Below are 18,873 nucleotides of genomic sequence, written 5' to 3' on the forward strand. Positions count from 1 at the left end.
ACGCTGACCGGCTGGACGACCGGTGCGGCCTGCGCCTGCTGACCGTCCTGTTCGACGTCCACCTGGACGTTGAACAGGTAGCCGACCGACTCCTCCTTGATCGACTCGTTCATCGCCTCGAAGAGCTGGAAGCCCTCGCGCTGGTACTCCACGAGCGGGTCGCGCTGGGCCATCGCCCGCAGGCCGATGCCCTCCTGCAGGTAGTCCATCTCGTAAAGGTGCTCGCGCCACTTGCGGTCGAGGACGGACAGCACGACCCGGCGCTCGACCTCACGCATGACCTCCTCGCCGAGCTGGGCCTCGCGCTCGTCGTAGGCGTGGTGCGCGTCGGAGGTGATGACCTCGCGCAGCCGGTCGCGGGTGAGCGAGCCGTCCTCGGCGTCCAGCACGTCCTGCGGCGTCACGGACACCGGGTAGAGGGTCTTCAGAGCCGTCCAGAGCCGGTCGAGGTCCCAGTCGTCGGCGAAGCCGTCGGCGGTCTCGGCGTCGACGTAGCCACCGACGACGTCGTTGATGAAGTGCCGGATCTGCTCGTGCAGGTCCTCACCCTCGAGGACCCGGCGGCGCTCGTCGTAGATGACGGTGCGCTGGCGGTTGAGGACGTCGTCGTACTTGAGGACGTTCTTGCGGATCTCGAAGTTGCGACCCTCGACCTGGCCCTGCGCGCTCTGGATCGAGCGGCTGACCATCTTGGACTCGATCGGGACGTCGTCCTCCATCTTGGCCGTGGTCATGAACCGGTCGACCATGGCCGCGTTGAACAGCCGCATGAGGTCGTCCTGGAGCGAGAGGTAGAACCGCGACTCACCGGGGTCGCCCTGACGGCCGGAGCGCCCGCGCAGCTGGTTGTCGATGCGCCGGGACTCGTGCCGCTCGGTGCCGAGCACGTAGAGACCGCCGAGCTCGGTGACCTCGTCGTGCTCGGCCTGGACGGCCTCCTCGGCCCTGGCGAGGGCGGCGTCCCAGGCGGCTTCGTACTCCTCCGGGGTCTCCTCGGGGTCGAGACCCTGCTGCTTGAGCGTCGCGACGGCCATGAACTCCGGGTTGCCCCCGAGCATGATGTCGGTGCCTCGACCGGCCATGTTGGTGGCCACCGTGACGGCGCCCTTGCGGCCGGCCTGCGCGACGATCGCGGCCTCCCGCTCGTGCTGCTTGGCGTTGAGGACCTCGTGCGGCACGCCCTTGCGGCGCAGCTGGTCCGAGAGGTACTCGCTCTTCTCGACCGAGACGGTGCCGACGAGCACCGGCTGCCCCTCGGCATACCGCTGCGCGATGTCGTCCACGACGGCGGCGTACTTCGCCTCCTCGGTGCGGTAGACGAGGTCGGCCTGGTCCTTGCGGATCATCGGCCGGTTGGTCGGGATCGGCACGACGCCGAGCTTGTAGATCGAGTTCAGCTCGGCAGCCTCGGTCTGGGCCGTGCCGGTCATGCCCGAGAGGGTGTCGTACATGCGGAAGTAGTTCTGCAGGGTGATCGTGGCGAGCGTCTGGTTCTCGTTCTGGATCTCGACGCCCTCCTTCGCCTCGATCGCCTGGTGCATCCCCTCGTTGTAGCGACGGCCGGCGAGCATGCGGCCGGTGTGCTCGTCGACGATGAGGATCTCGCCGTTCATGTTGACGTAGTCCTTGTCGCGCTTGAACAGCTCCTTGGCCTTGATGGCGTTGTTGAGGTAGCCGATCAGCGGGGTGTTGACGGACTCATAGAGGTTGTCGATGCCGAGGTAGTCCTCGACCTTGGCGATACCGGCCTCGAGGACACCGACGGTCTTCTTCTTCTCGTCGACCTCGTAGTCGCCCTCGCCGGACTCGAGCTCGCCGCGGGTCAGCCGCTGGGCGATCTTGGCGAACTCGGTGTACCACTTGGTCGCCGCGTCGGCGGGGCCACTGATGATCAGCGGGGTGCGCGCCTCGTCGATGAGGATCGAGTCGACCTCGTCGACGATCGCGAAGTTGTGGCCGCGCTGCACGAGCTCGTCGACCGACCACGCCATGTTGTCGCGCAGGTAGTCGAAGCCGAACTCGTTGTTGGTGCCGTAGGTGATGTCCTTGGCGTACTCGGCGCGACGCTGCTCGGGGGTCATCGAGGCGAGGATGACGCCGGTCTCGAGCCCGAGCATCCGGTGCACGCGGCCCATCAGCTCGGACTGGTACTCGGCGAGGTAGTCGTTCACCGTGACGACGTGGACACCCTTGCCCTCGAGGGCGTTGAGGTAGGACGGCAGGGTCGCGACGAGGGTCTTGCCCTCACCGGTCTTCATCTCGGCGACGTTGCCCAGGTGGAGCGCGGCACCGCCCATCAGCTGCACGTCGAAGTGCCGCTTGCCGAGGGTCCGCTTGGATGCCTCGCGCACTGCGGCGAACGCCTCGGGCAGCAGGTCGTCGAGGGTCTCACCGTCGGCCAGCCGCTTGCGGAAGACGTCGGTCTCGGCGCGCAGCTCGGCGTCGCTGAGCGAGGCGAAGTCCTCCTCGATGGCGTTCACCTGCGCGGCGATGCCGTGGAGCCTCTTGACGATGCGGCCCTCACCGGCGCGCAGCAGCTTTTCGACGATCTTGGACACGCAATATCTCCTGAAGTTTCTGATCTCCTGCCACGCCCCGGACGTCCACGGCCGTGCACCTCCGGGTGGCAGGGCCCGACCTAGGCTAGTCGAGTCGTCACACCGACGTGGACGCGCGGGCGGTGGACGCTCCCCAGGGCCGAACGTGCCGGTGCCTCCCCCGGTTCCATTCCTAGGGGGCGACGAGGTCCTGGTAGTCGGGGTGCCGCGCGATCCAGGCCGAGATGAACGGGCAGAGGGCCACGACGTCGTGCTCGGCCCGGGCCCGGACGTCGTCCAGCGCGCCCCGGGCCAGCGCCCCACCGACACCCTGCCCGGCGAACGCGTCATCGACCTCGGTGTGGGTGAAGACGATGTGGTCGCCCTTGAAGCGGTAGGCGGCGAACCCCGCCAGCTCCCCGTCGATACGGGCCTCGTAGCGGTGCTCGGCCGGGTTGTCGGCGACGGTCAGGGTGCTCGTGGGCCCAGTGTCCATGGGGCCAGCCAAGCACGACTGTCAACGCGGCGGTCAGGCGACGGCCCCCACCTCGGCGTCCTCACCCTCGGCGTTCCAGGCCCCTCGCTCCGGCGAGCGCGAGATGGCCAGGCAGGCCAGGGCGGCGAACAGGCACAGCCCGCCCGCGGTGAGCCACGCGGTGAAGTAGTCGCCGGTGCTCTGGCGCACCCACCCGGCATACGAGGCGGCCACGCCGGCGCCCACCATGTGCGCCGCGAAGACCCACCCGAACACGACCCCGGACCGGGCCACGCCGAAGTGTCGGCGGCACAGCGCGATGGTCGGCGGCACGGTGGCGACCCAGTCGAGACCGTAGAAGACGATGAAGATGAACAGGTTCGGGTGGATGTCGGGCCCGAGCAGCGCCGGCACGAAGAGCAGCGAGAGCCCGCGGAACCCGTAGTAGCCGCAGAGCAGCAGCCGTGGGTCGACCTTGTCGGTGAGCCAGCCGGAGGCGATCGTGCCGACCAGGTCGAAGACACCGATCAGGGCCAGCAGCCCGGCCGCGGTGGTCTCGGGCATGCCGTGGTCGTGGGCGGCGGGGATGAAGTGGGTGCCGATCAGCCCGTTGGTCGACCAGCCGCAGATCCAGAACGTCCCGAACAGGACCCAGAACGTGCGCGACCGGGTGCTGGCGCGCAGGGTGCGCACGGCCAGGCGGGCCGGCCCCACCTGCGACCCGGTGTGCCGCGTGGCCGGCTCGTCGAGTGGCTCACCGGGCTGGGCGCCGAGCGGCCGCAGGCCGAGGTCGGCGGGACGGTCGCGGACGACCAGGAGGACGAGCGGCACGAGCAGGAGCGCGGCCCCGGTGACCACCAGGGCCGACCAGCGCCACCCCGGTCCGGAGGCGAGTGCCGCGATGCCGGGCAGGAAGACCAGCTGGCCGGCGGCGCCGGCCGCGGAGAAGACCCCGGTGACCAGGCCGCGGCGGGACTCGACGAACCAGCGGTTCGCGACGATGGCGCCGAGCACGAGGGCCATGGCGCCGGCTCCGACGCCGACGAACACCCCCCAGAGCACCCACAGCTGCCACGGGGCGGTCATCACCGTGGTCAGCCCGCTGCCGACAGCCACCAGCACGAGGGCCAGGCTCACCACCCGACGCAGGCCGAAGCGCTCCATGAGGGCAGCCGCGAACGGCGCGGTGATGCCGTAGATGACCAGGTTGGCCGTCACGGCCCCGGACGTCGTGGCGCGCGACCAGCCGAACTCGGACTCCAGCGGCTCGAGCAGCGCCCCCGTGGAGGACCGGAAGCCGGCGGCGGCCACCAGGGCGCCCAGGATGACGAGGGCGACCCACCAGGCACGGTGCACCCGTCGATGGCGCAGCGGTGGGGTCACGACAGCGTCGGCATGGCTGGCGGCAGGAATCGTCACTGCCGCATGCTATCTGCCAGTCCACGGCCCCCGACAGCACATTCCCGACAACCCGCGCGCGGATCCCGCCACCCCGGACCTCAACCGTTCGGTCCGACCGGGCCGCGTCCCGGGCCCCTCCGGCCGGAGCCGCCCTACGATTCTGGTTCACCTGCCGAGGAGACGAAGTGACCGCACCGGCCCTCACGGACCGTCGCACGACCCGAACGACGGCGGCCAGCGGGCTCCCCTCGCGGGTCGCCGTGCTGCTGATCGGCGCGCTCCCCGTCCTGGTCGTCGTCGCTGCGATGCGGCCGGTCGCCGACCCCGACACGTTCTGGCACATCCACACCGGCCAGTTCCTCTGGCAGTCCCACCAGTTCTCGGGACCTGACCCCTGGTCGAGGTTCTCCAGCCTGCCCTGGGTGCTGCACGAGTGGCTTCCGGAGCTCGGCCTGGCCGGCCTGTTCCAGCTGGGCGGCTTCGCGGCCGTCGCCTGGGCGCAGGCCGTCCTCGACACCGCGCTGCTCGTCGTCGCCTACCTGTGCGCCCGACGGCACGCCAACCCGCTGGTCTCGGCCATCACGGCACTGATCGCGTTCCTGGGGCTGACCGGGAGCCTGGCTGCACGCCCGCAGCTGGTGACCTTCGCGCTGACCGCCGTGGTCGTCTCGGTGTGGATCCGGACCGCCGAGGACGGCCGCCCGCGCTGGTGGCTGGTGGGGCTCGGCTGGGTCTGGGCGTGCTGCCACGGCATGTGGTTCGTCGGCGTCCTGGTCGGCGCGGCGACGGTGGTGGCGCTGGCCCTGGAGCGACGGCACTCCCCGCGCCAGCTGGCTCGCCTGGCGGCCGTCCCCGCGCTGTCGTTGGTGGCGGCGGCGGCGACCCCTGCCGGACCACGCCTCCTCCTCGTGCCGTTCCAGATCAGCGGCTTCACCGTCTACGTCGACGAGTGGCGGTCGCCCACGGTGCACGACGTCTTCTTCGTCGCCGTGCTGGTGATGGCCGTGCTGACCGCCGCGTGCTGGGCCCTGTCGACCCGCCGGGTGCCCCTCACTCTGGTGGTGCTGTGGTGCGCCGGTCTCGGGTGGGCCCTGGTCTACGGCCGCACCGTGGCGGTCGGCGCGATGACCCTGGTCCCCGTGCTCGCGGCCTCGGCGGCCCGGCTGCTCGGTGAGGACACCCCTGCGCGGATGCCGCGACCCGAGCGCCGGCTGGTGCTCGCCGGTCTCGTGCTGGCCGCCTGCGTGGGCGCCGCCGTCACCCCCGCGCTCGGGTCGGGCACCGGACCGCTGGTGCCCGGCGGCCTCTCCCCCGCCCTGGCCCAGCTCCCGGCCCGCACCGTCGTCTTCAACGAGTACGGCACCGGGGGTTGGCTGATGCTCACCCAGCCCGATCTCGACCCGGTGGTGGACGAGCGCACCGAGATCTACACGACGCAGTACATGACGGCGTACACCGACGCGTTGATGGCGCGGGCCGGCTGGCAGGACACCGTCGAGCGCAGCGGCGCGACCGTCGCGGTGCTGCGCAAGGAGCAGCCGTTGTCGAGTGCGCTGCGGGCCGACGGCTGGCAGGTGGTCGGCACCGACGGCGAGTTCGCGATGTTCAGCGCACCCCGCCGCTGAGCCCGAGCCAACCGGCCATCTGCGCCAGCTCGTCGTCGAGCGCGACCCGGGCCGCGTCGGGCGCGCCGGGCTCCCAGTGCACCGCCTGCACGCGCAGCACCCCCGCCGCCCGGTCGGCCTTGAGGTCGCACCGGGCGACCAGCTCGTCGCCGAACAGGAACGGCAGCACGTAGTAGCCGTGCACCCGCTGCGGCGCCGGCACGTAGATCTCGAGCCTGAAGTCCATGCCGAACAACGCGGCGGTGCGGTCGCGCTGCCAGACCAACGAGTCGAACGGGCTGAGCAACGCCTGCGCGTGCACCTTCCGGGGGCGGCGGGCTTCCGGATGCAGGTATGCCGGGCGGCGCCAGCCCTCGATGGTGGCCGGCACGAGCGCCCCCTCGGCCACGAGTGACTCGAGGGCCGGGCGGGCCTGCTCGGGCTTGAGCCGGAAGTAGTCGCGCAGGCACTGCTCGGTGCCCACCCCGTGGGCCCGTGCCGCGATCAGCACCAGCTCGCGGAAGGCGACGTCGTGCGCAGGGCGGCCGGCCGGGTCGGCCAGCCGGTCGGCGACGGGACCGGGGAAGACGCGGTGCAGCGCGGCATACCGTCGCTCGAACTGGCTGGTCCGGCCGGCACTGCTGATCTGGCCCGCCCAGAACAGGTGCTCGAGGGCGCTCTTGACCAGCGACCAGTTCCAGCCCCACTCGTCGCGCTGGCGCGGCAGGTCGTGCTCGAGCGCCGCCTCGAGGGCGCGCGAGGTGATCGGGCCGCGCGCGGTGACCTCGGCCAGCACCGCGTCGACGAGCTCGGGGTGGTCGCGGGCGACCCGCTGCATGCCACCCCACGAGTCCTGCAGGGCGCGCGACATCCGGAAGTCCAGCAGCGGCCAGGTGGACGGCGGGATCAGGCTCGCCTCGTGGGCCCAGTACTCGACCAGGCGGCGCGGCGCCCGGTCGCGGGCCCGGTCGAGCAGCGCGGTGTCGTAGGGACCGAGCCGAGAGAAGAACGGGAGGTACTGGCTGCGGGTCACGACGTTGACGCTGTCGATCTGGACGATCTGGACCCGGTCGACGACCCGTTGCAGGTGCCGCATCGTGGCGGTGCCGGGGGCCGGCCGGGGGTCGGCGAACCCCTGGGCGGCCAGCGCGATGCGACGGGCCTGCGCGCGACTGAGCCGCACCGGGGTGGGCGGGGCGGCCGGCTGGTCGGCCGGGAGGCTCATTCGCCGGGTTCGAGCAGGTTCTCGCGCACCGCGTACATGGCCGCCTCCATGCGCGAGTGCAGCTGGAGCTTCTCGAGGATGTTGCGGACGTGGTTCTTCACGGTGTTCTCGGAGATGAACAGCTGGTGCGCGATCTCCTTGTTGGCCAGGCCCCGTGCCACCAGCCGCAGCACCTCGAGCTCGCGGTCGGTCAGGCGCGGCGCCCCGACCCCGCTCGGTCGCTCACCCTGTCGCTTGCTCATGTGGGCGAACTCGGCGAGCAGCTTGGAGGCCATCGAGGGGGAGAGCAGCGAGTCGCCGTTGTGGACCGCCCGCACGCCGTCGGCGATCTCCTCACCCGGCACGTCCTTGAGCAGGTAGCCGTTGGCCCCGGCCTTGACCGCCTCGTAGAGGTCGGACTCCTCGTCGGACATGGTCAGCATGATGATCTTGGTCGACGGCACCAGGGCCTTGATGGTCTGGCAGGCCTGGATGCCGGAGGTGTGCGGCATGCGCACGTCCATCAGCACGACGTCGGGCAGCAGCTCGACGGTGCGGTCGACCGCCTCCTTGCCGTCGCCGGCCTCGCCCACGATCTCGATGTCGTCGTCCTGCGACACGACCATCTGGAGACCGCGGCGGTAGAGGACGTGGTCATCGGCGATGACGACCCGGATCGGGTCGACACCGCCATTCTGACCTGCATCCCCATTTGTCACGAAGCACATACTGTCACGGCAGCCCGACGACGCCGGACGAAACGCCCCGAGGGGCCGTCCGGCGTCGTCGCGTGCGGGATGCTGCGCGGCCTCAGGAGACCTTGCGCTCGGTCCCCTCGCCGTCCGTCACGTCGAGGTGGATCACGCCGTAGGACCAGCCACGGCGGCGGTAGACGACGCTCGGCTGGTCGGTTTCCTCGTCGTGGTAGAGGTAGAAGTCGTGCCCGACCAGCTCCATCTCGCGGACCGCCTGGTCGAGGGCCATCGGCACGGTCGCGTGGATCTTCTCGCGGATCTCCACCGGAGAGTCGCCCTGGGCACCGAACGGTCCGTCACCACCGTCGACCCCGTCGTGGACGTGGTCCTCGCCGAGCGCATCGGGCTCACGGATCCGCGCCGTGGCCGCGGCCACCGACTCGGGGGCGTGCCGGCCACGGTGCACCCGCTTGCGGTCCTGGGCCCGCCTCAGCCGCTCCATCAGCTTGTCGAGCGCCAGGTCGAGCGCCGCGTACTTGTCGTCCAGACATGCCTCGGCCCGCACGATCGGGCCCTTCACGTGACAGGTGATCTCGACCCGTTCGCAGGCCTTGGCCTGCCGCTTGTTGGGCTCGTGGCTCACGATGACGTCCACGCGCTGCACCCGGGGGCGAGCTGCGGGATCTTGGCGAGCTTTTCGTCGAGGTGGTCACGGAATCGGTCTGAGACCTGCATGTGGCGTCCGGTGACGACAATCTCCACGGTGTCCTCCATGGGGTTCGGCGAGTAGGTGGGTCGGGCTGCGAGCCCGCGCTCAACCGCGGCAGCACCTCCCGGGCCTCGCCCGGCCCTGCGGCTCCGCTCCCTGCCGTAGGGCGCCGTCCGGACCGCGTCCGAGGCGCCCTGTTCGCGTGCCGAGCACGGGGGCCAGGGGGGCCATGTACCGACGGTAGACCACCCCGGAGGTTTGCGACACAGGGATTGCCTCAACGTTTGCCCCGAGTCTGCTGGGCGGGTCCTGAACGGGCCGCCCGACCTGCGGGGACGGCCCCGGACGCGGGTGGCGGCTGTCCGGATCGTGGATGACGAGCGGCATCCGCACGGCGCTGCGTCGCGCAGACCGTGGCCGCCACGACCACCCGCGCACCGGCTGCGCCGAGGGCCCGCGCGGCCTCGACCAGGGTGGCGCCGGTGGTCAGCACGTCGTCGACGACGACGCAGGCGGCCCCGCGCACGACGGGCTCCCAGCGCGTGGTCACGGTCATCGAGTGCTCGAGGTTGACGGCCCGCTCGCGCGCTGCGAGCCCGGCCTGGTCGGCGACCCTGCGCCGGGGCGCGAGGGCCTCGGCGACGACGAGCTCCGCGGCGGCGTATCCCCCGACCGCCACCCGCGCCACGGCGACCAGCGGCGCGTCACCGCGGCGCCGGCGGGCAGCTGCCGACGACGGGACCGGCACGACGAGGACCGGGCCGTTCGCACCGGCCAGGACCGCGAGCAGCTCGGGTGACGCACCGACCGCGGCATCGACGGACTCGGCCAGGAGGGCGCCCAAGACGCCCGCGTGCTGTCGACGGCCGTCGTCCTTGTAGGCGCTGACGACGGCGGCCAGCGCCTCGGCATACCGGCCGGCGCTGTGCACCGTGGGGAGCCCGGGCGGGCAGGGGCGCGGCCGCACCTGCCGGGGTCCGGTGGGCCACCGGCAGGCCGCCAGGTCGGCGGCGCACCGAGCACACAGCGGGTCGTCGGGGCAACCGCACACCGCACAGTCGACCGGGAGGGCGAGGGCGCCCAGGTCGCGCAGCGCATCGACGGGCCCCGATGACCGGGCGGCTCCCGGTCGCGCACCACGCGTCGTCGACCACATCGTCCCAGCGTGGGCCACCGGTGTGTTGCCACCGATTGGGCAGCGCGAGCGTGTGGACACGACTAGTCTGGGGCACGGCCTGTGGACAACTGCTGGGCGCCGGGGAACATGAGACGGGAGGCGGGTATGCGGTGGCTGCCCCACCTTGCCGTCTCCACCCGGCTCCGCCTGTCGATGGCCCTCGTGGCCGCCATGTTCGCCTACATCGACGGCAGCCTCGTCACGGCACTGCCGTGGATCCTGCTCGTCGTCACCCTCGACCTCGCTGCGGCCAGCCTCGGCTACCTCACCGTCATCCAGGGGGCGTTCCGGCAGACCCAGCTGATCGCCCTCCTCGTGGTCGAGACCGTCTCGGCGGGCATCGGGATGGGCTCCGAGGGCTCGTGGTCCAAGCTCCTCATCATCATCCCCGCCTACCACGCGGGCTCCCGGTTCGCCCGGAAGGGCGCGATCGGTGCCCCCATCGTCGGGATCGGCGTCGCCCTCCTGACGACCATGTGGCTGGACCAGCTCACGCCGGCCGAGTCGCAGCTGATCGGGTTGGCCACCCTGCTCGCCGTGCTGTTCGGCCTGCTCGGGGCGTGGTCGCGGGAGCTCGAGCCCGAAGAGGTGCTCCCGGACGCCAACGTCGCCGCTGAGGCGAGCCTGCTGCTGCGCCGGCTGCACGAGCTCGCCGACACCCTCGACACCGGCTTCGACGCCCCCGGCTCCGCCGAGATGGCGCTCCAGGACCTCAGCAACCAGATGCGGTCGGCGCGCAGTGCGATCCTCGTCGGCTACGGCGACGACCCCGCCGTGCCGCTGGCGATCCGTGGGGCCGACCGCACCCCGTGGCCGGACCCGATGGAGCCGGACTCCGTGCTCGCCTGGACCTGGCGGCGCGGCGAGGCCACCCTCACCGAGTGGAAGGACGACCTGGTCGCGCGCTCGGTGATCGTGGTGCCGCTCAACGACGACCAGGGCGACCGCCTCGGCCTCCTGGTCGCCGACCGACCCCTCGTGACGCCGTTCCGCGAGGAAGACCTCGCCGCCGCGCAGGGTGTGGCCGACCGCCACGCCGCCAACATCGACCTGTCGGTGCTGTTCGCCGGCCTGCGCGAACGGGCCGGGCTCGAGGAGCGCGAGCGGCTGGCCCGCGAGATGCACGACGGCATCGCCCAGGAGATGGTCGCGCTGGGCTTCGGCATCGACGCGGTGCGGCGCAAGGCCCGCGGCCTCGACTCCCCCATCGCCGACGAGCTGGACGCGCTGCGCGTCGACGTGTCGCGGGTGCTGGGCGACCTGCGGCTGCACATCGCCGACCTGCGCATCGCCGTGCGCCCCGACACCGGCCTGGGAGCCATGATCGGCGCCCGCCTCCAGCACTTCGGGTCCTCGTCCGGCGTGACCACCCGCATGCACCTCAGCGAGACCGGCTTCCGCCTGCCGGCCCACACCGAGGTCCTCATCTACCGGCTCTTCCTCCGGATGCTCGCCGACGCGCGGCACTCGCTCAACGCCGAGACCGTCGAGGTCCGGCTCAACGTCGCGGCACCCCGGGTCGAGCTCTGGATGGCGCACGACGGCACCAGCACGCTGACCGAGCGCGACTTCGTCGACCACCCGCTGCTCAGCCTCGGCGGCGAGATCACCATCGAACCCTACGGCGGCGAAGGTGTCGCCCTCCGCATGCGCATGCGCGCCCGCGGCGCCGCCCCGTCGGCAACGTTGTCCAACGAAAGGATCCCCCAGCCGTCATGACCATCAACGTCGTGGTGATCGACGACCACACCCTCGTGCGCGAAGCCGTCTGCCGCATGATCGACAGCGAGCCCGACCTCGCCGTCGTCGGTCAGGCCGGTGGCATCGCCGAGGGGCGCACCGTCCTCGCCCAGAACCTCATCCACGTCCTGGTCGTCGACGTGTCGATGCCCGACGGCTCCGGCCTGGTGCTGGCGCGGGCCGCCCGCGAGGCCTCGCCCCGGCTCGGCATCGTCGTGCTGACCATGCACAACGACGACGAGACCCTGCTCGAGGCGCTCGACCTCGGCGCGTCGGCGCTGGTCCTCAAGTCCGCGCCCTCCGACGAGGTCATCGCGGCCGTCCGACGGGCCGCGGTCGCGCCCGACGCCTTCATGGCCACCGGGCTCGCCGAGGCGCTGCGTCGTCGCGACTCCAGCGACAAGCCGCGCCTGACTCCCCGTGAGGCCGAGGTGCTCGACCGGCTCGTCGCCGGCGACTCCATCGCCGCCGTCGCCAAGAAGCTCTACATGAGCGAGTCGACGGTCAAGACCCACGTCTCCAAGGTCTACGAGAAGCTCGGCGCCCACAACCGGGCCTCGGCCGTGATGTCGGCCCTGCGGCTGGGCCTGGTCAAGGCCGAGTCCGTCGGGCACGCCCGGCACTGAGCCACGCGCCCTACGACACTGAGCCACGCGCCCTACGCCACTGAGCCACGCGTCAGACGACACCGAGCCACGCGTCATACCGACGCCGGCACCATCGCGAAGGACCCCGCCGGCCGGCGGGGTCCTTCGCGGTTCCGGGGCGCGGGTGGCGCCGGGGTCACATGTTGCCGAAGGTCTCCGCGATGCGGATGGCGCCGGGGCCGATGATGACGATGAAGAGCGCCGGGAAGATGAACAGCAGCATCGGGAAGAGGATCTTCACCGGCACCTTCTGGGCCTTCTCCTCGGCCCGCTGACGACGGACCAGGCGCATCTGGTTGGACTGCTCGCGCAGCACGTTGCCGATCGGCAGACCGAGGCGGTCGGCCTGGACCAGCGCGCTCACGAACGTCTTGGCCTCGGGGACCGTCGTGCGGGCCGCGAGCGAGCTGAACGCCGCGCCACGCGACTTGCCGATCTGGATCTCGGAGAGGACGCGGGCGAACTCGCCGGAGACCGGACCGGTGGTCGACCGGGCCACCTGCAGCAGCGCCGCGTCGAAGCCCTGACCGGCCTCCACACACACCGTGAGCATGTCGAGCGCGTCGGCGAGGCCCCGCTGGAGGTCCTCCTGACGCTTCTGGCCCACGTTCATGAGCAGCAGGTCGGGCAGGAAGAAGCCCGCCACCGCGGCCGCGGCGGCGATGAGCAGCCCGCGGAGGCTGAGGCCGCCACCGAGCACCAGGCCGAGCAGGCCACCGACGAACAGGCCGATGCCCTTGGCACCCATCACCCGCTCCACGGTCCACTCACCCGGGTTGCCGGCCAGGTCGAGCCGGCGCACCATGCGCTCGTTCGTCCCGGTCGGGGAGAGCCGCTGGGCGAGCGCACGGGTCTGGTTGAGCAAGGGGGCGACGAGCCGCTCCATGGCGGGGAGCTCGGACTTGCCGACCTCACGCTTGTCGACGGTGCGCTCGATCAGGTCGAGCGACCGCGCGACACCCGTGGGAGCACCGGCTCCCAACGACACCGCGAGCACGATCGTCATCAGCGCGATGCCGACGGCGACGAGGGCGACGACCAGCAGAATGAGTCCCATCATCACACCTTCACGTCCACGACTTTACGCATCCAGAACATGCCGATCCCGAGCGAGATGATCCCGCCGACGATCATGATGATCCCGAGCGTGGTGGTCCAGAGCAGCTGGATGTAGTCGTGGTTGGTCTTCATCGTGTAGAGGAAGATGCCGATCGGCAGGGCCACGAGGATGTAGGCGGACAGGCGCCCCTCAGCGGAGAGCGCGCGCACGTGCCGGCGCAGCTCCTCGCGCTCGCGGAGCGTCTTGGCCGTGGTGCGCAGGGTCTCGGCCAGGTTGCCACCGACCTCGCGCTGGATGCGGATCGCCATGGACGTCCAGCGCATGTTCTCGCTGTCCATCCGGGCGGCCATCCGCTCGAGTGCGTCGGAGACGTCGGAGCCGATCCGGGTCTCGGCCAGCGCTCGGGAGAACTCCTTGGCGGCCGGGTCGGCGGCGTCCTTGGCCACTGCGTCGAGCGCCTGGGGCAACGAGAAACCGGTGCTGAGGCTGCTCGCCACCAGGGTGAGCACGTCCGGCAGCTGGGCCTCGAACTTCTTGCCACGGCGGTTCGAGAGGAACTTCAGGATGAAGGCCGGGGCGAAGACCCCGACCAGCAGGCCGATCAGCGCCGCGACCAGCATGGCGATCACGCCGCTGTGGAACAGCACCATGAAGGTCGCGACCGAGACCACGATGGCCACGATCCGCAGCACCCACCACTCACCAGCGCGCAGCGGCAGGTCGGCGCGCGAGATGTGGGCCATCGTCTTGCTCGTCGAGTCGCGGCCCTCCATCATGCGCTCGCCGAGGAACACGAGGTTCTCGGACACCGCGTTGGGGCGCGACTTTCCCTTGCCGATGGCCGCGGTGGCGGCGACGTAGCGGTCGATGTTCTCGACGCGCTTGGTGCGACCGGACTTGAAGGAGCCGCTCGAGAGCGCGATCACCATGGCCATCAGCGCGACGAACACCGCCCCCATGCCGAGGCCGAGGATGGGCGACACCCCGAGGACCGGCAGGGTCGCGGCGGGTGCCCCGCCCTTGATGACGTCCTCGGTCGGCCCGGTGATGGGCGACGTGTCGGCAGCCGCCTTGGTGGGGCTCGCGGCGACGCCCGCACCGAAGTCGACCAGGGCCGTGGTGGCGAACGCCTTGCCGCCGGACTTGCCGGCGATCTTGATGTTCTGGGCGCCACCGACGCCGGCCGGCAGGGGCATCGAGAAGCTGAGCTGGGAGGCGAGGGTCTTGGCGGCCGAGGTGAAGGCGTTCTGGACGCTGCCCGCGTTGGCTGCGGAGACGACGCTGCCGCCCCCGGCCTTGGTGAAGCTCTGGAGCACGCTGACGTTGCTGTCGGTGGACTTGAACGAGACGGCCTCGGCCCGGACCTTGGCGCTCTTCAGGGCGGCCACCGTGGTCGCCTGGGTGGCGCTGCTCGCGGTGTCACCGCCGTCGCTGAGGAGCAGGATGCTGCGCTCGCCCCTTGATCCGAGGGTGCGGACCGCGAGGTTGACGCCGTCGTACAGCGCGGTCTCGCCGTCGGCGGTGAGGTCGTTGACGGCGGCCTGCACCTTGCCCTGGTCAGCCGTGGGCGCGAGGTCGAGGGTGGCCTTGCCGGAGAACGACACGACGCCCACCCGGACGTCGTCGGGCACGCTCTTGAGGAAGGCCGCGACGGCGGAGCGCACGGTGGCCATCCCGGAGGTCCCCATCGAGCCGCTGGTGTCGACGACGATGATCGTCGTGCGCGCCACCGGCGAGCCCGTGCCACTGGTGATCGCGTCGACCGGGTAGGTCTTGCCGGCGACGGTGACGTCGAGCGACGGGTCGATGTCGGAGCCGTTCGTCGAGGCGATCAGCCCGACGAGGTTGCCCGACTTCACCTCGATCCCGGTCACGTTGACGGTGCTGTCCGCGGCTGCGGCCGGGACGGCAGCGAGGAGCCCGACCACCGCAGCGGTCAGGAGCGCCCGGAGGGCGCGGGGAGAACCACGAAACATCAGAGTCCCTTGACGAAGAGGTCCGGCGGCAGCTCGATGCCCTGGTCGTGCAGGTCCTCCGCGAACTTCGGGCGCAGCCCGTTGCTCTTGAGCACGCCACGGAAGCGGCCCTGGTCGTCGCGGCCGGCGCTGTAGTCGAAGGAGAACAGGTCCTGCATGGTGATGATGTCGCCCTCCATGCCGATCACCTCGCTGATCGCGGTGACGCGACGCGAGCCGTCCTTCATACGGGCCTGCTGGATGACCATGTCGACGGCGCCGGCCACCTGCTCGCGAATCGCTCGCACGGGCAGGTCGACACCGGCCATGAGCACCATGGTCTCGAGGCGGGAGAGGCTGTCGCGCGGGCTGTTGGCGTGCACGGTCGTCAGGGAGCCGTCGTGACCGGTGTTCATCGCCTGCAGCATGTCGAGGGCGGCGCCGTCACGGCACTCACCGACGACGATGCGGTCAGGGCGCATACGCAGGGAGTTCTTCACCAGCTCACGGATGGGGATGGCGCCGCGACCCTCGATGTTGGAGGGACGGGACTCCAGGCGCAGCACGTGGTCCTGGTGCAGCTGGAGCTCGGCGGCGTCCTCGATGGTGACGATGCGCTCGTCGTCGGGGATGAACGACGACACCACGTTGAGCAGCGTCGTCTTACCGGAGCCGGTACCACCGGAGATGATGATGTTGCGGCGACCGCGGACGCAGGCCGAGAGGAAGTCACGGACCTGCGGCGTGAACGTGCCGAAGGCGATGAGGTCCTTGTCGGTGAACGGGTCGGTCGCGAACTTTCGGATGGTGAGCAGCGAGCCGTCGAGGGCGATCGGCGGGATGACCGCGTTGACACGCGAGCCGTCGGGCAGACGGGCGTCGACCAGCGGGCTGGCCTCGTCGACACGGCGGCCGACGCGACCCACGATCTTGTCGATCGTGCGGCGCAGGTGGGCGTCCGAGCTGAAGTGCGTCTCGACCGAGTACAGCTTGCCGGCGCGCTCCACGTAGATCTGGTCGGGTCCGTTGACCATGATCTCGGTGATCTCGCTGTCGCGCAGCAGCGGCTCCAGCGGGCCGTGGCCGAGGATCTCGTCGGAGACCTCCTGCGAGATGCGCGTGCGGTCGGCCAGGGACAGCGGGGTGTCCTCGTGGTCGATGACGTCCTGCAGCGTGTGGCGGACCTTCTGCTCGAGCTCGTTCTGGTCGAGGTGCGGGTCGTACAGCTGCGGGCCCAGCGAGTCGAGCAGCGCCTGGTGGACGCTGGCCTTGACCGTGGCGAACGGGTCCACGAGCCGCGGACGCTCGCTCGCGGTGGGAGCCGCGGCCTCGGTCGCGGACTGCTGGCTGCGCCGGACGCTCTCGAGCCGGTCGGCGAGGCTCATCGGTTACCTCCACGCGAAAGGGACCAGCGGCCGGGCTTGGTGGCCGGCTGGCCGGGGGCCTGGGCCTGGGTGCCGCCGGTCGGGTTGTCGGGCAGGCGGATGAACCGGTCGGCGAGGTCGCGCAGGGCGAGGCTCACGGCGTGCTTCGGCTCGTCGAGGATGATCGGCACGCCACGGTTGACCGAGGCGGGCACGGCGGTGCTGTTGGGCACCATCACGGCGATGTCCTGCTTGATCGCGGCGACGACGTCCTCGGGACGGAGCCCGACCTTGGCGTCGGAGCGGTTCAGGACGACGAGGCGGGAGTCCTTGCGGTTGCCCAGCAGGTCGAGGGTGTCGAGCGTCAGGCGCAGGTTCTTGACCGCGGGGATGTCGAGCGTCGCGATGAGGATCAGCAGGTCGCTGTCGTCGAACGCCGCGAGGACGTGCGAGGTGAACGCCGGCGGGGTGTCGAGGATGACGTAGTCGTAGTGCCGCTTGGCCACGCGGATCAGCTCGGCCACCGTGGTGCCGGGCACGCGGTCGGCGTCGCTCGGCTCGGCCGGTGCGCTGATCGCCTCGAGACCGCTGTCGTGCTTGGTGACGACCGCGTTGATGGCCTGCTCGTCGATGTTGCCGGCCATGCCGACCAGGTCGATGATCGAGTTCTGGGGCAGCATCTGCAGGCTGATGCCGACGTCGCCGAAGGCCAGGTCGAGGTCGATCAGCAGCACCCGCGAGCCGGTGGCGGCGAGGTAGGCGCTGAGGTTGGTCGCGAAGGTCGTCTTGCCCACGCCACCCTTGGCCGAGAACACCGTGACGACTCGCGCCGTCTTGGCGCCGACGGTCTCACCGGAGTGCCCGCTCACGCGGGTGGACAGCTCGCGGCTGCGCCGCGCGGCGTCAGCCAGACCGGTCACGTCGTCGGCGGTGATGACCTCACGGACACCGGCCCGCAGGGCCTGGCCGAGCACCGCGACGTCGATCCGACGACGCAGGAGCAGCACGCCGAGCTCCGGGCGCTCGACCCGGCACAGCTCGGAGAAGGTGCAGGCGGCGTCCATGTCGACGTCGGGCCCGATCAGCACGAGCAGCTCGGTCGGGTTCTCCCCCAGGGCCCGCACCATGGCGGCCTGGTTGTCGATCCGCACGATCGATCCGACAGCGAAGTCGTAGCGCTCGGAGGCGCTCGGGTCCGCATCCCACAGCAGCGTCATGACGTACGCCTTACTTGGTCGAGAAGAGGGAGACTCCGGAGACGACCTTACCGAGGTCGACCTTGGCGTCGGTCCCACGGAGTGCGGCGTAGAGCCGCCCGGTCTGGATGCCGTGCACGAGGCGGACCGCGTCGGCCGGGGTCACGGCCACGGTGAGCAGGGCGCCGGCGACCGGGGCCGGAGCGGCCTCGCCGTCCTCGCCCGTCGCCGCCGGGGCGGCCGGGGTGAGGGAGGCCTCGCCCATCGCGATGACCAGGACGTCCTCGAGCAGGACCCGCGTCTGGGTGCCGGTCTCGCCCTTGGTGCTGGCGGAGTCGGCGGCGGAGACCACCGGGTCGAACGAGTCGAACAGGACGACGTGCGACCCCGGGGTGAGGAAGGTGCCGACCCGGGCGGGGTCGGACAGCGAGATGCTGACGGCCACCTGGCCGGCCGGCACCTCGATCGCCTTGGTGCCCACGGGCTTCACGCCGAAGCGGTCGCTGAGCACGTACTCACCGGGCTGGATGTCGGAGAGCGCGAAGAGCCCGCCGTTGCTGCCGTCGACGCCGGAGAGGGCGCCCAGCGGCACACCCTTGGAGGCGACCGAGGTCTTGACGATCAGCCCGCTCTGCACGGCGTCCTTGAGCGTCGTCCCGGAGGGGACCAGCGACTTCACGACGTAGACGTTGGCGGGCTGCTGGGAGGCCACTGCCCGCGCGTCGGCTCCGCGGGCATACAGCAGCACGGCCGTGACGCCCACCAGGGCGACGACGGCTGCCGCAAGGATGGCGACGATTCTGCGTCCCATGATCTGTCAGTCCTCGATCTCTGCTTGGTTAAAGGTGGAAGGCACTGCTCGGCACCTCGAAGAGGTGGACGGCGTTCGTGCCGAAGACGGTGACGGCGGCGACGATGACCAGGGCGATGAGGCTGACCATGATCGCGTACTCGACGGAGGTGGCGCCGAGCTCTTGCCGGCGACTGCGACCACGGGTTCGGGCCGGGGCCAGGAGAGCCGCACGTGCCCGCGAACGACGATCAGCGAGGCCGCGACGTCTGGTTGCGTTCACGCGATTCTCCTGTGGGTGTTCGGACCAGGGGGTCAG

General features: G+C 71.0%; 14 protein-coding genes and 2 pseudogenes. 3 read left to right on the forward strand and 13 right to left on the reverse strand.

Annotated features, from left to right (window positions below):
* Positions 1 to 70: 70 nt before the first annotated feature.
* The 3 genes and pseudogenes from secA to BLQ34_RS09290 form a co-directional block, all read right to left on the reverse strand.
* A pseudogene (secA, locus tag BLQ34_RS09280) lies at positions 71 to 2,558 on the reverse strand (preprotein translocase subunit SecA); the annotation flags it as partial.
* 172 nt (positions 2,559 to 2,730) lie between these two features.
* On the reverse strand, positions 2,731 to 3,033 hold the full coding sequence (locus BLQ34_RS09285) for a GNAT family N-acetyltransferase (RefSeq protein ID WP_091784409.1): 303 nt from the start codon (positions 3,031 to 3,033) through the stop codon (positions 2,731 to 2,733).
* 33 nt (positions 3,034 to 3,066) lie between these two features.
* On the reverse strand, positions 3,067 to 4,431 hold the full coding sequence (locus tag BLQ34_RS09290) for an MFS transporter (RefSeq protein ID WP_231961521.1): 1,365 nt from the start codon (positions 4,429 to 4,431) through the stop codon (positions 3,067 to 3,069).
* A 167-nt stretch (positions 4,432 to 4,598) separates the two neighbouring features.
* Here BLQ34_RS09290 and BLQ34_RS09295 point away from each other — a divergent pair, with 167 nt between their 5' ends.
* A complete protein-coding gene (locus BLQ34_RS09295) occupies positions 4,599 to 6,038 on the forward strand; it encodes a glycosyltransferase family 39 protein (RefSeq protein ID WP_091784415.1) in 1,440 nt (479 codons plus the stop codon).
* On the opposite strand, the gene BLQ34_RS09300 is transcribed toward BLQ34_RS09295, so the two are convergent.
* The 4 genes and pseudogenes from BLQ34_RS09300 to BLQ34_RS09315 form a co-directional block, all read right to left on the reverse strand.
* Positions 6,019 to 7,242 carry a winged helix-turn-helix domain-containing protein gene (locus tag BLQ34_RS09300; RefSeq protein WP_091784418.1) on the reverse strand — a complete coding sequence of 408 codons (1,224 nt, stop codon included), beginning with the start codon at positions 7,240 to 7,242 and terminating at the stop codon, positions 6,019 to 6,021. The genes BLQ34_RS09295 and BLQ34_RS09300 overlap by 20 nt on opposite strands.
* The gene (locus tag BLQ34_RS09305; RefSeq protein ID WP_091784422.1) at positions 7,239 to 7,949 is read right to left on the reverse strand and encodes a response regulator; all 711 of its coding nucleotides are present in this window, start codon (positions 7,947 to 7,949) and stop codon (positions 7,239 to 7,241) included. Before BLQ34_RS09305 ends, BLQ34_RS09300 begins: the two co-directional genes overlap by 4 nt.
* An 82-nt stretch (positions 7,950 to 8,031) precedes the next feature.
* Positions 8,032 to 8,678 (reverse strand): annotated as a pseudogene (gene hpf / locus BLQ34_RS09310) (ribosome hibernation-promoting factor, HPF/YfiA family).
* A 224-nt stretch (positions 8,679 to 8,902) separates the two neighbouring features.
* On the reverse strand, positions 8,903 to 9,781 hold the full coding sequence (locus BLQ34_RS09315) for a ComF family protein (protein WP_091784425.1): 879 nt from the start codon (positions 9,779 to 9,781) through the stop codon (positions 8,903 to 8,905).
* 126 nt (positions 9,782 to 9,907) lie between these two features.
* On the opposite strand from BLQ34_RS09315, the gene BLQ34_RS09320 reads away from it, so the two are divergent.
* A complete protein-coding gene (locus BLQ34_RS09320; protein ID WP_157692967.1) occupies positions 9,908 to 11,521 on the forward strand; it encodes a sensor histidine kinase in 1,614 nt (537 codons plus the stop codon).
* The gene (locus BLQ34_RS09325; RefSeq protein ID WP_056922824.1) at positions 11,518 to 12,168 is read left to right on the forward strand and encodes a response regulator transcription factor; all 651 of its coding nucleotides are present in this window, start codon (positions 11,518 to 11,520) and stop codon (positions 12,166 to 12,168) included. The genes BLQ34_RS09320 and BLQ34_RS09325 overlap by 4 nt, the downstream gene beginning before the upstream one ends.
* Positions 12,169 to 12,325: 157 nt before the next feature.
* On the opposite strand, the gene BLQ34_RS09330 is transcribed toward BLQ34_RS09325, so the two are convergent.
* From BLQ34_RS09330 to BLQ34_RS18775, 6 genes are read right to left on the reverse strand one after another with little or no spacing between them, the layout of a single operon-like run.
* Positions 12,326 to 13,249 (reverse strand): type II secretion system F family protein, encoded by a 924-nt coding sequence (locus BLQ34_RS09330; RefSeq protein ID WP_231960997.1) that lies wholly within the window; start codon positions 13,247 to 13,249, stop codon positions 12,326 to 12,328.
* A complete protein-coding gene (locus tag BLQ34_RS09335) occupies positions 13,249 to 15,225 on the reverse strand; it encodes a type II secretion system F family protein (RefSeq protein WP_091784432.1) in 1,977 nt (658 codons plus the stop codon). The genes BLQ34_RS09330 and BLQ34_RS09335 overlap by 1 nt, the downstream gene beginning before the upstream one ends.
* Entirely contained in the window at positions 15,225 to 16,589 is a 1,365-nt protein-coding gene (locus BLQ34_RS09340; RefSeq protein WP_091784435.1) for a CpaF family protein, read from the reverse strand. Before BLQ34_RS09340 ends, BLQ34_RS09335 begins: the two co-directional genes overlap by 1 nt.
* Complete coding sequence (locus BLQ34_RS09345) at positions 16,586 to 17,785, reverse strand: AAA family ATPase (protein WP_091784438.1); 1,200 nt, start codon at positions 17,783 to 17,785, stop codon at positions 16,586 to 16,588. The genes BLQ34_RS09340 and BLQ34_RS09345 overlap by 4 nt, the downstream gene beginning before the upstream one ends.
* A 10-nt stretch (positions 17,786 to 17,795) precedes the next feature.
* Positions 17,796 to 18,575, reverse strand: coding sequence for a Flp pilus assembly protein CpaB (cpaB, locus tag BLQ34_RS09350; protein ID WP_091784440.1), 780 nt, complete (start codon positions 18,573 to 18,575; stop codon positions 17,796 to 17,798).
* Between the two features lie 28 nt (positions 18,576 to 18,603).
* The gene (locus BLQ34_RS18775; protein WP_231960998.1) at positions 18,604 to 18,837 is read right to left on the reverse strand and encodes a Flp family type IVb pilin; all 234 of its coding nucleotides are present in this window, start codon (positions 18,835 to 18,837) and stop codon (positions 18,604 to 18,606) included.
* Positions 18,838 to 18,873: the final 36 nt, after the last annotated feature.

It is taken from the genome of Pedococcus dokdonensis (assembly GCF_900104525.1).
Classification (GTDB): Bacteria; Actinomycetota; Actinomycetes; order Actinomycetales; family Dermatophilaceae; genus Pedococcus; species Pedococcus dokdonensis.

Bases quoted from the DNA above. Each gene is read 5' to 3' on its own strand.
- BLQ34_RS09300 (WP_091784418.1), bottom strand. From the start codon at position 7,242: ATGAGCCTCCCGGCCGACCAGCCGGCCGCCCCGCCCACCCCGGTGCGG.
- BLQ34_RS09305 (WP_091784422.1), bottom strand. From the start codon at position 7,949: ATGTGCTTCGTGACAAATGGGGATGCAGGTCAGAATGGCGGTGTCGAC.
- cpaB (WP_091784440.1), bottom strand. From the start codon at position 18,575: ATGGGACGCAGAATCGTCGCCATCCTTGCGGCAGCCGTCGTCGCCCTG.
- BLQ34_RS09325 (WP_056922824.1), top strand. From the start codon at position 11,518: ATGACCATCAACGTCGTGGTGATCGACGACCACACCCTCGTGCGCGAA.
- BLQ34_RS09320 (WP_157692967.1), top strand. From the start codon at position 9,908: ATGCGGTGGCTGCCCCACCTTGCCGTCTCCACCCGGCTCCGCCTGTCG.
- BLQ34_RS09340 (WP_091784435.1), bottom strand. From the start codon at position 16,589: ATGAGCCTCGCCGACCGGCTCGAGAGCGTCCGGCGCAGCCAGCAGTCC.
- BLQ34_RS09330 (WP_231960997.1), bottom strand. From the start codon at position 13,249: ATGATGGGACTCATTCTGCTGGTCGTCGCCCTCGTCGCCGTCGGCATC.
- BLQ34_RS09345 (WP_091784438.1), bottom strand. From the start codon at position 17,785: ATGACGCTGCTGTGGGATGCGGACCCGAGCGCCTCCGAGCGCTACGAC.
- BLQ34_RS09335 (WP_091784432.1), bottom strand. From the start codon at position 15,225: ATGTTTCGTGGTTCTCCCCGCGCCCTCCGGGCGCTCCTGACCGCTGCG.
- BLQ34_RS09285 (WP_091784409.1), bottom strand. From the start codon at position 3,033: ATGGACACTGGGCCCACGAGCACCCTGACCGTCGCCGACAACCCGGCC.
- BLQ34_RS09315 (WP_091784425.1), bottom strand. From the start codon at position 9,781: ATGTGGTCGACGACGCGTGGTGCGCGACCGGGAGCCGCCCGGTCATCG.